This window comes from Roseovarius gahaiensis (genome assembly GCF_011601345.1).
Taxonomy (GTDB): domain Bacteria; phylum Pseudomonadota; class Alphaproteobacteria; order Rhodobacterales; family Rhodobacteraceae; genus Roseovarius; species Roseovarius gahaiensis.
Map to the genome: position 1 here is coordinate 36581 of NZ_JAAORB010000019.1, position 14753 is coordinate 51333.

At 59.7% G+C, this 14753-nt stretch carries 15 protein-coding genes; all 15 read left to right on the forward strand.

Annotated elements, in window-relative coordinates; genetic code table 11:
* The first annotated feature begins 126 nt into the window (after window positions 1-126).
* On the forward strand, window positions 127-765 hold the full coding sequence (locus HAT86_RS10380) for a hypothetical protein (protein ID WP_167196921.1): 639 nt from the start codon (window positions 127-129) through the stop codon (window positions 763-765).
* Between the two features lie 104 nt (window positions 766-869).
* Window positions 870-1910, forward strand: coding sequence for a transporter substrate-binding domain-containing protein (locus tag HAT86_RS10385; RefSeq protein ID WP_167196924.1), 1041 nt, complete (start codon window positions 870-872; stop codon window positions 1908-1910).
* A gap of 4 nt (window positions 1911-1914) precedes the next feature.
* Complete coding sequence (locus tag HAT86_RS10390) at window positions 1915-2937, forward strand: type 2 periplasmic-binding domain-containing protein (RefSeq protein ID WP_167196927.1); 1023 nt, start codon at window positions 1915-1917, stop codon at window positions 2935-2937.
* Between the two features lie 7 nt (window positions 2938-2944).
* Entirely contained in the window at window positions 2945-3502 is a 558-nt protein-coding gene (gene thpR, locus HAT86_RS10395; RefSeq protein WP_167196932.1) for an RNA 2',3'-cyclic phosphodiesterase, read from the forward strand.
* Window positions 3503-3623: 121 nt separating this feature from the next.
* The gene (ybgC, locus tag HAT86_RS10400) at window positions 3624-4034 is read left to right on the forward strand and encodes a tol-pal system-associated acyl-CoA thioesterase (RefSeq protein ID WP_331272535.1); all 411 of its coding nucleotides are present in this window, start codon (window positions 3624-3626) and stop codon (window positions 4032-4034) included.
* 183 nt (window positions 4035-4217) lie between these two features.
* Window positions 4218-4913: a protein TolQ gene (gene tolQ / locus HAT86_RS10405; protein WP_167196935.1), complete on the forward strand. Its 696-nt coding sequence runs from the start codon at window positions 4218-4220 to the stop codon at window positions 4911-4913.
* Window positions 4914-4916: 3 nt separating this feature from the next.
* Window positions 4917-5390: a protein TolR gene (tolR, locus tag HAT86_RS10410; protein WP_167196939.1), complete on the forward strand. Its 474-nt coding sequence runs from the start codon at window positions 4917-4919 to the stop codon at window positions 5388-5390.
* An 11-nt stretch (window positions 5391-5401) separates the two neighbouring features.
* The gene (locus HAT86_RS10415; protein WP_167196942.1) at window positions 5402-6508 is read left to right on the forward strand and encodes a prolipoprotein diacylglyceryl transferase; all 1107 of its coding nucleotides are present in this window, start codon (window positions 5402-5404) and stop codon (window positions 6506-6508) included.
* Window positions 6505-7827, forward strand: a complete 1323-nt coding sequence (gene tolB / locus HAT86_RS10420) for a Tol-Pal system beta propeller repeat protein TolB (protein WP_167196945.1) — start codon at window positions 6505-6507, stop codon at window positions 7825-7827. The genes HAT86_RS10415 and tolB overlap by 4 nt, the downstream gene beginning before the upstream one ends.
* Window positions 7828-7907: 80 nt before the next feature.
* Window positions 7908-8423 (forward strand): peptidoglycan-associated lipoprotein Pal, encoded by a 516-nt coding sequence (pal, locus tag HAT86_RS10425; RefSeq protein ID WP_167196948.1) that lies wholly within the window; start codon window positions 7908-7910, stop codon window positions 8421-8423.
* A 22-nt stretch (window positions 8424-8445) separates the two neighbouring features.
* On the forward strand, window positions 8446-9291 hold the full coding sequence (gene ybgF, locus HAT86_RS10430) for a tol-pal system protein YbgF (protein WP_167196951.1): 846 nt from the start codon (window positions 8446-8448) through the stop codon (window positions 9289-9291).
* Complete coding sequence (gene tilS / locus HAT86_RS10435; protein WP_331272536.1) at window positions 9288-10541, forward strand: tRNA lysidine(34) synthetase TilS; 1254 nt, start codon at window positions 9288-9290, stop codon at window positions 10539-10541. Before ybgF ends, tilS begins: the two co-directional genes overlap by 4 nt.
* Window positions 10542-10620: 79 nt before the next feature.
* Window positions 10621-12543: an ATP-dependent zinc metalloprotease FtsH gene (gene ftsH / locus HAT86_RS10440; RefSeq protein WP_167196954.1), complete on the forward strand. Its 1923-nt coding sequence runs from the start codon at window positions 10621-10623 to the stop codon at window positions 12541-12543.
* Window positions 12544-12605: 62 nt separating this feature from the next.
* Window positions 12606-13325, forward strand: coding sequence for a methyltransferase domain-containing protein (locus HAT86_RS10445; protein WP_269204312.1), 720 nt, complete (start codon window positions 12606-12608; stop codon window positions 13323-13325).
* A 286-nt stretch (window positions 13326-13611) separates the two neighbouring features.
* The coding region (locus tag HAT86_RS10450) for a formate--tetrahydrofolate ligase (protein ID WP_167196957.1) at window positions 13612-14753 on the forward strand (1142 nt) is incomplete at its 3' end.

A 14753-nucleotide genomic window follows, 5' to 3' on the forward strand; every position in this document is an offset into this window, starting at 1 on the left:
GGCACGACCTTTCGATATTTGTGCAAACGGCGGCAGGGTCATTGTTGCGCTGCACAAAATATCCCCGGCCTGTTTGCGGTGGTCAGCGGTTTTGATAAATGGGCGGCGAAACAAAAGAGGCCCGCAATGACATCATCGCCTTCCGCCAGCCAGATCGAAGCGCTGTTTACGCGTTCTGATGGATCGTATGCCTTTGCCCGCTGGGGCCGCCCGATTGCCCCGGTGGTTTTTGGCGTTGATGATCAAACACTGGGTATCGTCAAAGGCGCGGTCGAGGCGGTTGCGGTGATGGCCGGGCATCAAATGGCCGAGACCGACCCCGAATTGGGTGTGAACCTGATGTTCTTTTTCTTTCAGGATTGGGACGAGTTACCGCAAGTGCCCGATATGGACCGATTGGTTCCGGATCTCGTGCCCTTGGTCGACCGCCTGAAAGCCGCTGACGCCAATCAATACCGCATTTTTCGCTTTGATGAGGCCGGCGCGATCAAGGCCAGTTTCGTTTTCTTGCGGATGGACAAAGAGTTAAGCGCAGTTCCTGCTGAAACGCTGGCCCTGTCGCAGATCGTGCAAACGATCTTGCTGTGGTCTGACACGGCGTTCCGCACTGCGTCGCCCTTGGCGCATATAGCCGAAAAGCAAACAACGATTCTGCGCCCCGACATCGCGGACCTTATCCGCGCAGCCTATGATCCGGTGATGCCGCCTGCGGCCTCGGACCCCAGTCATGCACTGCGTTTGGCGGCGCGGATACGTCCGAATTAAGGCTTTGTGGTCTGTGGCGCGTCGGGCGGAAGAGGCTCTAAATATGCCTTCTGCCTTGACGAAAACCACAATATCCGCCTAATCCCAAGGTTTGGGGGTGAGTGATGCGTAAAGTTGTGTTCGGGGTTGTATGGGGTCTGGTGGCGCTTGCTGGCGTCGTTGCGCAGGCGGACAGCTGCGGTGGGCCGTATCGTGTAAAACCCGGCGAAAGCCTGTCGATGATCGCCGACCGCCTGTATGGCGACCCCACGCTTTGGGAGCGTCTGCACGCTGAAAATATGGATGTCATCGGGGCCAGCCCGGATGCCATGCGCGCCGGGATGGTGCTGACCGTGCCTTGTATGGATGGCCGCCCCAACGCTTTGACGGAACCCAAGGTTTCAGACGCGCAGGCGGCTGCCAAGGGTGGTTTGAAGGTGTTGACGGCCAGCGGCTTTGCGCCGTTTGCCGACCGTGATCTGCCCGATGGGGGGCTGATCGCCGCCGTGGTGGACGCCGCGCTGACACAGGCCGCGCCGCAGACGGGCCACACGATCCACTGGATTGAGGACCGCGAGGCGCATCTTGATCCGCTTTTGTCGAACGCCTTGATGGATATGGGGTTTCCGTGGCCAGACCCCCCGTGTGAGCAGGGTCTGCAACGCCCCGAATGCCAATCGCTTTTGTATTCCGACCCGATTTTCGAAATGCTAAGTCTTCTATTCGTCGCGGCGGATCGGGGCAAAGCCATCACCAGCCTTGACGATATGCAGGGCAAACGCCTTTGCCGCCCTGCCGGGTTTCCGACCCATGATCTGGATCGCAATGGTCGTCAGTGGGTTGTCGACGATCAGGTGACATTGCTGCAACCCGACCAAGCCGCCGACTGTGTGCAACTTGTGCTGGATGGCAGGGCTGATGCGATGGCGCTGGATGAGTTTTCAGGCCGCGTCGCGCTGCGGCAAGCTGGGGCCGAGGGAAAGATCGTCGCGCTGTCTGACATGCCGGTCGCGGTTGAAACGCTGCATGTGGTTGTGCCGAAAGCACACCCTCAGGCCGGGCAGATATTGGACACATTCAACAAGGGGCTGCTAAAAATCCGCGAAAACGGGACATTTCATGATATTCTGTCCACCCACCTGACGCCGTTCTGGGAAGGGAGTTAAGGACATGAGACACAGATGGTTTGTTGTGTCATTCCTGATGTCTTGCATGGCCGGCCCGGCGGCGGCGCAATCTGTCTGCGACGTGACGTACACCGCGCAGGACGGCGAGACACCAAGCCATGTCGCGCAACGTCACTATGCCGATCCCGCACGTTGGACATGGGTCACGGCTGCGAACCCCGATTTGGCACAGGGTCAGGCCGAGCCTTTTGCACAAGGTGATCAGGTTTTTATCCCCTGTATGGCCCCAAATACCGCCGGACCGGCGGCACAGCCTTTGCAAGACACCGGTTTGATGCTGCTGGCCCCGGATGGTGTGGCGCCGCTTGTCAGCCGCACATGGCCCGCGCAGGGGATGTTCAATGATCTGTTGGCCGCCGCCCTGTCCGAAAGCGTGGCCCCTTTGACGCATGCGATCGCATGGCAAGACAAGGCTTATGGGCTTGATCCTCAGATGCTGGCGGGCCGTGAATTGGATATGGCTGTGGCCATGGCGCGGCCCGAATGTTCAAGCGATCCAGCCCCTGCAATATGCGCTCGGTTCCATTTCTCGGACCCTGTTGTCATGGTGCCGCTCTTGCTGTTTGCTCGTGCCGATGCCAATTTCAGCTTTGACTCCACGGCTGATCTGGCGGGTCTGCGCCTGTGTCAGCCTGCCGGGCATGACGCGCAGGATGCCGATCAAAACGGCCAACCGTGGCCAAGCGATGACACGATCGAGCTTGAAACCCCCGAACGCCCCGAGGCCTGTTTTGAGATGTTGATGGAGGAGCAGGTGGATGCCGTGGCCTTAAACGCGCTGACAGGATCGTCGACGATCGCGGCGATGGGATTGAACAAGCAGGTCAAAGCGTTCGGAAAACCCCTGGCGCAGCAAACGCTACAGATCGCCGTGCCCAAGGTGCACTGGCGTGGCACGACCGTGATTTATCGTGTGAATTCCGGGCTGGCAGCCCTGCGCGCAAGTGGCCGTTACGATCAGATCGTTGATCGTCACATGGCGTTGCTGTGGAACAGATTGAACTGATCCGCTGATGCGATTGTTCGTGGCCATAGACTTGCCCGAAGCTGTGCAGGACCAGTTGGCGCAGCTTCAGGGGGATTTGGGCGTGGGACGAAATGTGCCCGTGGACAACTTGCATGTAACCTTGGCGTTTCTGGATGAGCAGGATGCACCGACGGCCACGGCGTTGCATCAGGCGTTGGCAGACATTCAGTTGCCGGGCTTTGATCTGCGCATTGCAAGTGTGGATGTGTTTGACCGGCGCGCGCCGAAACTGGTGTTCGCGGGTGTTGAAAAATCCGCGCCACTGGTCGCGTTGCGGGACAAGGTGCGCAGCGCCGCGCTTGCCGCGGATATTGACCTGCGCCGGGAACGGTTTCGCCCGCACGTCACTTTGGCGCGCTTCCGAAAGGAGATGCCGGTGCAGGACCTTGATCGGCTTGGCCTGTTCCTTGAGACGCATGGTGATCTGTCGATGCCGGCCTTTGCGGTTGAGGGCTTCGCCTTGTATCGCTCGATTTTGCGCGAAGATGGCGCCATTCATGACAAGCTGGCAGATTACCCGCTGTTGCCCCCCGACACTATGTAACGCCAGACGCGGCGGCCTTGCTGTTTTCCGGTTCAAACCATGACAGAGCCGTGATTGAATGACGCGTGACGCTCTGCTTTTCCGGGACATGCGGGGCACGCTGTAAATCAGGAGGATCACGGTGGCAGACAGGGCTTCGAACGGCGCGCACCGCTTTGATATTCGCGTCTATTATGAAGATACCGATATGGCTGGTATCGTCTATTATGCCAATTATTTGAAATTCATCGAGCGAGCACGCAGTGATTGGGTGCGGCAGATGGGGATTGACCAGAATGCCATGCGCGAAGACGGTGGGGTTGCATTTGCGGTGCGCCGGATCGAAGCCGATTATCTGACATCGGCGAAATTTGACGACGAACTTGTGGTGCACACACAGGTTCAGGCCGTCACCGGTGCCCGCTTGGTGATGGAGCAGATCGTATCACGCGGCAAAGACACCGTTTTTTCGGCTGTTGTCACCATTGTTTGCATAAATGAGGCAGGGCAGCCCGCGCGCCTGCCCGCCAATATCCGCTTGATGCTTCACTAGGCGTAAAGCCCGCCATCGAACCAGTCCGGCGTGACCGGCGGCGAATAATTGCCGGAAACGCAGCCGATCACGGGAATTTTGCCGCCGGTGATGCACAAGCCGTTGGCTTTCCCCTTTGAAATCGGGTATTTTGTTGCTCAATAAGGCCGAAAAACAAGGCCACACAACAAAAGAGCAGGCATTATGGAAGCAGAAACCCTGGCATTGGCACAGGAGATGGATTTCTCGCTGTGGGGACTTTACGCGCGCGCCACCCTGATCGTGAAACTGGTTATGTGGATTTTGGTCTTGGCGTCGTTCTGGTCTTGGTCGATTATCATTCAAAAGCTGATTACTTATCGCAAAGCCCGGCGCGAAGCCGAAATTTTCGATCGCCGGTTTTGGTCGGGGGATCCGCTGGATGAGCTGTTCGACGAAATCGGCCCCGAGCCGTCTGGCCAAGCCGAGCGGGTGTTTGCCGCGGGCATGATGGAATGGCGGCGCAGTCACCGCAATGACGGGGCGCTGATTGCCGGTGCAACCGCGCGCATCGACCGATCAATGGATGTGGCCATCGCCAAGGAATCCGAGCGCCTTCAGAGCGGGTTGTCGGTGCTGGCCACCGTTGGCTCAACCGCGCCGTTCATCGGCCTGTTTGGCACGGTGTGGGGCATCATGAACGCCTTTATCGAAATTGCCGAGCAGCAGAACACCAATCTTGCGGTGGTTGCGCCGGGTATCGCCGAGGCGCTTCTGGCGACGGGTCTGGGCCTTTTGGCGGCCATTCCAGCGGTGATTTTCTACAACAAGCTAAGCGCGGATGCAGACCGGATCGTCGCCAATTACGAGGCGTTCGCGGATGAATTTTCCACGATCCTCAGCCGCCAGTTGGATTCCTGATCCATGGGGGCGGGTGTCGTTCAGAAAACCGGCGACAACGGTCGCCGCCGCCGCGGGCGGGGACGGTCGCGGCCCATGGCGGAAATCAACGTGACGCCGTTTGTCGATGTGATGCTGGTTTTGTTGATCATCTTCATGGTTGCGGCGCCGTTGATGACGGTGGGCGTTCCTGTCGAGCTGCCCAAGACGGCCGCCAACGCCCTGCCGGGCGAAGAGGAAGAGCCGCTGACCGTAACCGTAACGTCCGAAGGTGTCATCATGATCCAGACCACCGAGGTTCCAAGTGACGAATTGGTGAGCCGCTTGCGTGGCATTGCGTCCGAACGGGACAGCACTCGCGTTTATCTGCGTGCTGACGGTGCGGTTGCCTATAGCGAGGTGATGCAGGTCATGGGGGCGCTGAACCGGGGCGGATTTGCCAATATCGGGCTGGTCACCGATACCGGCGGCCCCGATCTGAATGATCAGGGTGGCTAAAGGCGCGTGACGTGAACCTTGGACAGATCATATCAGGGGCGGGGCATCTGGCCTTGATCGGTTGGGCCGTGTTCGGCGGGGCGTTCAACTCTGATCCCATGCCGTTCGAGGTGACCGAGGTCACCGCGATTTCATCCGAAGACTTCGCGGCGCTGATGGACGGGCCGCGCGCACCGGATGCCGTTGCCAACGTGGAAACGCCCGAACCACCAGCCGAGGGCGAAGGCGCGCCAGATTTGTCGTCGAACGCCGATGCGGCCCCTGATAGCGCACAGCCCGAAGCCGCGGCCAGTTCCGAACCCGACACCGCGCCAGAAGCTCCTGATATGGTGCCGCCCGCCGATACCGAGGTCAGTGATGCGCCGCCAGTTCTTGACCCGCCGCAAGAGGATGCTGCGGCCCTTGTGCCCGAAATCTCACCCCGGCCACAGCCGCGCCCCGCGCCGCGTGTTGCGCCCGAACCTGTGGCACAGCCCGACCCCGACGTGAAGATTGACGACGTCGATCAACAAGAGGCCGCGCCGGACGAAACCTCTGAGCCTGTGCAGGAAGACACCGAGGCGACAGCGCGTGAGGAAGCCACGACCGAGATCGTTACCGAGGCCGAAGAAAACGATGTGGCCAATGCCGCGCCCCCCCGCTCGGTCCGGCCGCGCACCCGACCGGAACGCCCGGCGGTGCAAGAAGACACCCAACCCGCCGCGCGGCCCCAGACCGATGAGAGCTCCGTGAACGATGCGTTGGCCGAAGCCCTTGGTCAATCGGGTGACGAGGGGCAGGGCGCGCCGCAGGGTCCGCCGCTGACAGCCGGAGAAAAAGATGCATTGCGCGTCGGGGTGCAGACTTGCTGGAACGTAGGCAGCCTGAGTTCCGAAGCCTTGCGCACGACCGTTGTTGTTGCAGTCAGCATGAGCGAAGACGCCAAACCCGTCGCCAGTTCTATCCGTATGCTAAGTGCATCCGGTGGCAACGAGGCGGCGGCCAAACAAGCCTACGAGGCCGCACGACGGGCGATTATCCGCTGTGGTGCCGGTGGCTTCGACCTGCCGGTGGAAAAGTATGACCACTGGCGAGATATTGAAATGACGTTCAATCCGGAGAGAATGAGGATCAAATGATGCGTGTACTACTGAGCCTCGTGTTGGCCTGTCTTGTTTGGGCTATGCCCGCTTTTGCCCAAAACGGGCCGCTTCGGATCGAGATTACCGAAGGCGTGATCGAACCCCTGCCGTTTGCCGCGCCCGATTTTGTATCGGACAACGCGGCAGGTGCAGAAATGGGCCGTAAAATCGCCGAAGTCGTGGCCGCCGATCTGGCCGGCACAGGCCTGTTTCGTGAAATTCAGCCCGACGCCTTCATCAGCCGGGTGACCAGTTTTTCCAGCCCGGTGCAATACGCAGATTGGAAGGCGATCAATGCCCAAGCGTTGATCACGGGCGCGGTCACCGTCGATAGCGGCGGCAAGTTGGTGGTGCGCTTTCGTTTGTTCGATGTGTTCGCAGGACAGGAATTGGGCGACGGCCTGCAACTGGTCGGCACGCAAGACGGATGGCGGCGCATCGCGCATAAGGTGGCGGATCAGGTGTATAGCCGGATCACCGGCGAAGCGCCGTATTTTGACAGCCGTGTTGTCTTTGTGGCCGAAAGCGGCCCGAAGGATCAGCGCTCGAAACGGTTGGCGATCATGGACTACGATGGTGCCAATGTCAGTTACCTGACCGATAGCGCCTCGATCGTGCTGGCCCCGCGGTTTTCGCCGGATGGTAAGCGGGTTTTATACACCAGTTACGAAAGCGGCTTTCCGCGGATCTACGTGATGAATGTCGGGTCGGTTCAGCAGCGCGTATTAGAAAGCCAGGACGGGCAAATGAGCTTTGCGCCCCGGTTCGGGCCGGATGGCCAAGCGGTGGTGTATTCGGTGTCACGCGGCGGCAATACGGATTTGTACCGCATGGACATCGACAGCGGGGCCAGTACCCGTCTGACAAACGCACCGTCGATTGAAACAGCCCCCAGCTTTAGCCCGGATGGCGACCAGATTGTCTTTGAAAGTGACCGGTCCGGCACACCGCAGTTGTATATCATGCCCGCATCGGGCGGTGAGGCGCAGCGTATCAGCTTCGGCCAAGGTCGCTATGGCACCCCGGTCTGGTCGCCGCGCGGCGATCTGATCGCGTTTACCAAGCAGTCCAAGGGCCGGTTCCATATCGGGGTCATGCGCACAGACGGCAGCGAAGAACGCTTGCTGACAGCGTCGTTTCTGGATGAGGGGCCGACATGGTCGCCCAATGGCCGGGTGATCATGTTCACGCGTGAAACCCAAGGGGCCCAAGGCAGCGCCAGTTTGTATTCGGTGGACATCACCGGGCGCAATCTGCGGCAGGTGCCAACGAAAACAGGCGCAAGCGACCCGTCATGGTCGCCCTTGCAAGAGTGATAAGCGCTGCGCATTTCAAACGCGCCGGTGCTGTGGTAGAAACGGTGCAACAGTGGCACCTAAAACGAGCGGGACACGACATGACCTATCTGAGTAAAACCTTCATTCTATGCGCGGGCCTTGTGCTTGCGGCTTGCACCAACGCCGACCGGTTCGGCGATTCCAATACGGTTGATCTGAATTCATCCGGGGGTGCCGGCGCGATGGCCGGAACCGCCCAAGACCCGGCCTCGCCTGTCTATTTCCAGCAAACCATCGGGGATCGTGTTCTGTTTCAGGTGGATCAGTCCAATCTGACCTCAGAGGCCCAAGAAACCTTGGACGGTCAGGCGCAGTGGCTTTTGACCAATACCGATTACAAGGCCGTGATCGAAGGCCATGCTGATGAACAAGGCACGCGCGAATACAACCTTGCGCTTGGCGCGCGGCGTGCGAACTCGGTGCAGGAATATCTGGTCAGCAAGGGTGTTGCTGGCAATCGGCTCAAGGTGGTTTCCTACGGCAAGGAACGCCCGATCGAGCTGTGCAGCAATGAGGCTTGCTATGCCAAAAACCGCCGTGCAGTCACTGTGATCGCTGCGATCCCCAGTAGCTGATCGTGTTACAGGAGTAGCCCAAATGCGTATGTTTTTCGCCGCGTCGATCTGTGTTTGCCTCGCTTTGCCCGCCGCCGTTTCGGCGCAGGGGAAAGATGAAACGTTGGCTGATATCCGTCAGGAATTATCGGTACTTTTTGTTGAACTGCAAAAACTCAAGCGTGAGTTGAACACCACAGGCGCGGCGGGCCAGTTGACGGGTGGGGGCACTCTGATCGAACGCGTGAACGCAATCGAAAGCGAATTGCAACGGCTGACGTCAAAAACCGAAGAGCTTGAATACAAGGTCGACCGCGTGGCCGAAGACGGTGCAAACCGCATCGGAGACCTTGAGTTCAGGCTATGCGAATTGGAAGAGGCCTGTGATATCGCAGACTTGGGCGAAACCAGCACCTTGGGCGGTATCGACACAACCGCCAGCGGGGGCAACGCCGGACTTTCTGATCCCGATGACGGCTCGGGCGAGGCTGACGCGCCGCAATTGGCGGTCAGCGAGCAAGCAGATTTCGAACGTGCAAAAGCGGCGCTGGATGCCGAAGACTATGCCGAGGCCGCCGCGCTGTTCGCGACATTCCGCCAGTCGTATCCGGGTGGGCCTTTAAGTGCGCGTGCCGGCCTTTTGCGCGGCGAGGCATTGGAAGGTGCCGGGCAGATCAAAGATGCGGCGCGCGCCTATCTGGACACGTTCAGCACCGATCAAAACGGTCCCGAAGCGGCGCAGTCGCTGTATCGTCTGGGGGCTGCATTGGGCCAGCTTGGCCAAACCGAGCAAGCCTGCGTGACCTTGTCTGAGGTTGGTAATCGCTTTCCCGACGATGAGGCAGCAACGCAGGCGCAAGCTGCCATGACAAATCTGGGCTGTCTGTGACGCAAACCGCTTTGGCGTTATGCCAGCAGGTCACGGCGCGGTTTTCCCCGTCGCCGCCTGCAAGGCTTGGCGTTGCCGTGTCGGGCGGCAGCGATTCAACCGCGCTGCTGATCTTGCTGCATAAATGGCAACAAGACGGCGGCCCCGCCTTGCACGCAGTGACGGTCGATCATGGTCTGCGCCCCGAAGCGGCGGAGGAAGCCGCCCATGTGGCGCGGCTTTGCGACGGGTTGGGGGTTCCTCACGAGATTTTGCACTGGCAAGGCTGGACCGGGCGCGGAAACCTGCCCGATGCGGCGCGGCAAGCGCGGTATGCGCTTTTGTCTCAGTGGGCCGTTTCGCATGATCTGCAGGACGTTGCTTTGGGGCACACGGCCACGGATCAGGCCGAAACCTTTCTGATGCGTCTGGCGCGCGAGGCCGGTGTCGATGGTTTGTCCGCGATGCGCCCCAAACGGGCCATTGACGGTGTCACCTTTTGGCGCCCATTGCTGGACGCGACCCGCGAAAGCCTGCGTGCGATGCTGCGCGCGCGGGGTGTTGAATGGGTGGATGACCCCACCAATGAAGATCAAACATATGAACGCGTCCGTGCCCGCCAAGCCCTGACCCAGCTTGAGTCGTTGGGCCTTGACGCCACGCAGTTTGGCCAAGTCACCCAAAATCTGGCCGATGTTCGGGACACGTTGTATCATTACGCCCTTGATGCCGCCCGCAACATAGCCCGGATCGAAGCGGGTGATCTGATTTTGGATCATGCGGGCTTTTTGAATTTGCCGGCTGAAATCGCACGCCGCGTGATGCAAGAATCACTTAAATGGGTCAGCGGCGCGGCCTATGGCCCGCGGGGGCGTGCGATGGAGGGTTTGCTTGTGGCTGTGGCGCAGGGGGACGACAAGACGCTGCATGGCTGCCGTATTCTGCACAAGGGCCAAGATTTGCGCATCACCCGTGAGTATCAGGCCGTGGCAGATCAGCGCGCCGCGCCGGGGTCTGTTTGGGATGGGCGCTGGCGTTTATCCGGGCCGCAAGACTCCGGGCTTGTCATTGCAGCCCTTGGAAAAAAAGGCGCGCGCCAATGCCCTGACAGGCAGAAAACAGGCTTGCCCGCGGCGTCCCTATGGGCCAGCCCGGCAGTGTGGAACGGCGAAAAATTGGTCGCCGCGCCGCTTGCGGGGCTGGAAAATGGCTGGTCGGCGCATTTGCTTCGTGACGAAACGGCTTACTTTGACGCATTCGTTTCGCATTGAAGATAACGATGCGATCTCTATTTAAGACCTGTAGGCCTTGTGATAGGTCAACGCTACCCGAACTTTGAGGAGAATTTCCTTGGGCAACGCAAGAAATATCGCCTTCTGGCTGGTGCTGTTCCTGTTGATACTGGCACTGTTCAATTTGTTCAGCGGCCCGGGCAACACGCTCCAGAGCAAGTCGATCAAGTATTCTGAATTTATCACTGCGATTGAAGATGGCAGTGTCAGCCAAGTCACCCTTGACGGTGAAAACGTCCGCTTTCGCGGTGCCGACGGCCAAGAATATGTGACGATCAAGCCGCAAGATGCTGATCTGACCAATCGGTTGATTGACGCTGACGTTCCAGTCAACGCCGAGCCGCAGGAACAATCTGGATTCCAGACTTTCTTGATCTCGCTTCTGCCCTTCGTCCTGCTGATCGGTGTCTGGATCTACTTCATGAACCGGATGCAAGGCGGCGGCAAAGGCGGCGCAATGGGCTTTGGCAAGTCAAAGGCCAAGATGCTGACCGAAAAGCATGGCCGTGTGACATTTGACGATGTTGCCGGCATCGACGAAGCCAAAGAAGAACTGGAAGAAATCGTCGAATTTCTGCGCAACCCGCAGAAGTTCAGCCGTTTGGGTGGCAAGATCCCCAAAGGCGCGCTTTTGGTGGGCCCGCCGGGCACGGGTAAAACGCTTTTGGCCCGGGCCATCGCGGGTGAGGCCGGTGTGCCCTTCTTCACGATCTCGGGGTCTGATTTTGTTGAAATGTTCGTGGGTGTCGGCGCCAGCCGTGTGCGCGACATGTTTGAGCAAGCCAAGAAAAACGCGCCCTGCATTGTGTTCATCGACGAGATTGATGCCGTGGGCCGCAGCCGTGGCGCAGGCTATGGCGGTGGCAATGATGAACGCGAACAGACGCTGAACCAGTTGCTTGTCGAGATGGATGGCTTTGAGGCCAACGAGGGCGTTATCATTGTCGCGGCCACCAACCGTAAAGACGTGTTGGACCCCGCGCTGCTGCGTCCCGGCCGCTTTGACCGTCAGGTCACCGTGCCCAACCCTGATATCAAGGGGCGCGAAAAGATTTTGGCCGTGCATGCCCGTAAAACGCCGCTTGGACCGGACGTGGATTTGCGGATCATCGCCCGTGGCACGCCCGGATTTTCTGGCGCGGATCTGGCAAACCTTGTGAACGAAGCCGCGCTGATGGCGGCGCGCATTGGTCGGCGGTTTGTGACCATGGAAGACTTCGAGAACGCCAAGGACAAGGTCATGATGGGGGCCGAACGGCGCTCGATGGTGTTGACCGACGACCAAAAGGAAAAAACCGCCTATCATGAGGCGGGGCATGCCATCGTTGGCTTGGCGCTGCCGAAATGCGATCCCGTATACAAGGCCACGATCATTCCGCGCGGTGGTGCGCTTGGGATGGTGGTTAGCCTGCCCGAGATCGACAGGCTGAATTGGCACAAGTCCGAGTGTGAACAAAAACTGGCCATGACCATGGCCGGCAAGGCCGCCGAGATCATGAAATACGGCCCCGATGAGGTCTCGAACGGCCCGGCGGGTGATATCCAGCAGGCCAGTGGCTTGGCCCGTGCGATGGTCCTGCGTTGGGGCATGTCCGATAAGGTCGGCAACGTGGATTATGAACAAGCCCACGAAGGTTACATGGGCAACGCTGCGGGCGGGTTCTCGATTTCGGCACATACCAAAGAGCTGATCGAAGACGAAGTGAAGCGTATGATCGACGAAGCCTACGAAAAAGCCCATTCCATCCTGACCGAGAAAAAGGATGAATGGAACCGTCTGGCGCAGGGCCTTTTGGAATATGAAACCCTGACCGGGGCGGAAATCCAGCGGGTCATTCGCGGCGAGCCGCCTGAATCCGACGATGACGGCAGCGCGCCCGAGCAAGAGGACAAGCCCTCGGTCACGGCCATTCCGAAAACCAAGCCCAAATCGTCGCCCGGTCTGGGCGATGGTGGGCCGGAGCCCGAGCCTTCGGCGTGAGCGGGCAGGCTGTAACTTCCGACTGGAATCCCGGAGCCTATTCAAGGTTCCGGGATTTGCGCTTGCGCCCCGGACTGGACCTGTTGAACGCTGTTGGTCAAATGGGCGCGGGCGACGTGGTTGATTTGGGCTGCGGCCACGGTGCTTTGGCGGATGCGTTGCGCGCGCGGTCAGGTGGGCGGACGCTGGTTGGCGTCGATGCCTCACCCGCCATGTTGGACAAAGCGCGCCAATCCCACGGTTACGACAATTTGCAACAGGCCGATATCCGCGATTGGCACCCGCGCCGATCGCCGGGTCTGATTTTTTCAAACGCCGCTCTGCATTGGGTTGGAAACCACGAAACCCTGATGCCGCGGCTGGTTGGGATGTTGGGCAAGGGTGGCACTTTGGCCGTTCAAATGCCGCATCAAAACAAGGCGCCCTCGCATCGTGTCTGGCTTAGCCTCGTGGAAGAATTGTTTCCCGGTCGCGTTGAAAAAATGGGCACGCCCGGCGTGATGGCCCCCGTCAAATACGAAGAACTGCTTGCCCCGCTTGGCCAGTTTCGCCTGTGGGAGACCGAGTATTACCAACGGTTGGTTGCAGAACCCGACAGCCACCCGGTGCGGCGTTTCACCGAAAGCACCTATGCCCGCCCGGTCCTCGAAGCGTTGAACGCCGACGAGAAGGCCGAAGTGATCCGCCGTTACGAAGACGTCATGCATGCGGCTTATCCGGTGCGCGCTGACGGGTCTGTGTTGTTTCCGTTCAGGCGCATGTTCTTTACGCTGACGGTGTGATTGTGCGCTGGTAGCTGTGTCTGTCCCTCAAGGTGGCTACCACTGAAAGACGCGACGTGACGGCATCTTTCGACTGGGGCGGTAGACTTAACGCCGCTGATGCGGTCACGTTTCAGTTGCCGCATGGGGAATGACGCGGGTTTCTGTTTCCGATCCGAAACCGGCTGACGACCTGCCGACGCATCAAGAACCGGATATGTCGGAATCGCAGTCTGCTTCGTGCCGCCGAGTTGTTATTGGCGAGAGAGGACAACAAACGGCCATCCGGCCAACACGAGGGAACCCCATGGCACATAAGACAGACATTGAGATAGCGCGTGAGGCGTCGAAGAAGCCGATCATGGAGATCGGAGAGGGTCTGGGGATACCCAGTGCGCATTTGCTGCCCTATGGGCATGACAAGGCGAAGGTCAGCCAAGAGTTCATCAACTCGGTTCAGGGCAACGCGAATGGCAAGCTGGTGCTGGTGACGGCGATCAACCCGACGCCTGCGGGCGAGGGCAAGACGACGACGACGGTTGGCTTGGGTGATGGTCTGAACGCGATCGGCAAGAAGGCGATGATCTGCATCCGCGAGGCCTCGCTTGGGCCGAACTTCGGGATGAAGGGCGGCGCGGCCGGGGGCGGCCATGCGCAGGTTGTTCCGATGGAAGAGATGAACCTGCATTTCACCGGCGATTTTCACGCCATCACCTCGGCGCATTCGCTGCTGAGCGCGATGATCGACAACCACATTTACTGGGGCAACGAGCAAGAGATCGACGTGCGCCGGGTGGTCTGGCGGCGTGTGGTGGACATGAACGACCGGGCGCTGCGCCAGATCACGGCGTCCTTGGGCGGTGTGGCCAACGGGTTCCCGCGCGAGGCGGGGTTTGACATCACGGTGGCCTCCGAAGTGATGGCGATCTTGTGTCTGGCCAAGAATCTGAAGGATCTCGAAGAGCGTCTTGGCGCGATGATCGTGGCCTATCGGCGCGACCGCACGCCGGTTTATTGCCGCGACATCAAGGCCGAAGGCGCGATGACGGTGCTGTTGAAGGACGCGATGCAGCCCAACCTTGTGCAGACGCTGGAAAACAACCCGGCCTTTGTGCATGGTGGCCCGTTTGCCAATATCGCGCATGGCTGCAACTCGGTGATGGCGACGACGACGGCGCTGAAGCTGGCGGATTTCGTGGTGACCGAGGCTGGCTTTGGTGCCGATCTGGGGGCCGAGAAGTTCATGAACATCAAGTGCCGCAAGGCGGGTCTGGCCCCGTCGGTGGTGGTCTGCGTGGCCACGGTGCGGGCGATGAAGATGAACGGCGGCGTGGCCAAGGCCGATCTGGGCGCGGAAAATGTCGAGGCCGTCAAGGCGGGCTGCCCGAACCTTGGCCGCCATATCGAGAACCTGAAAAGCTTTGGCGTGCCGGTGGTGGTGGCGATCAA